We start from the raw sequence: 323 nt of genomic DNA, 5'->3' as shown, positions 1-323 counted from the left end.
TGCTGTTGGCTTAGGTAACATCTGGAAATTCCCATACACAGCAGGTGAAAGTGGCGGCGGTGCATTCGTTGCAATTTATCTGTTTTTTGTAATCTTCATCGGTTTTAGTGTGATGCTAACTGAATTTGCGATTGGCCGTCATACGCAAAAATCAGCAGTAGGTGCATTTAAATCAACTGACCGTCGCTGGACGTTCGCTGGTGTTATCGGCGTAGTCAGTGGTTTACTTATCATGGGTTTCTACCCTGTAGTAGGTGGCTGGTCTATCGCATACATCGGTAAAATTGCTGGTGGTCTACTAGACGCACCTGAAGCAATTGGCG

At 45.8% G+C, this 323-nt stretch carries 1 pseudogene; it reads left to right on the top strand.

From position 1 onward, the window contains the following. Window positions 1–323 (top strand): annotated as a pseudogene (locus tag AB4496_RS27490) (sodium-dependent transporter); the annotation flags it as partial.

The organism is Vibrio sp. 10N.222.46.A1 (assembly GCF_041473595.1).
Lineage (GTDB): Bacteria > Pseudomonadota > Gammaproteobacteria > Enterobacterales > Vibrionaceae > Vibrio > Vibrio tasmaniensis_A.
This window is presented reverse-complemented; position numbering and strand designations above follow the sequence as displayed.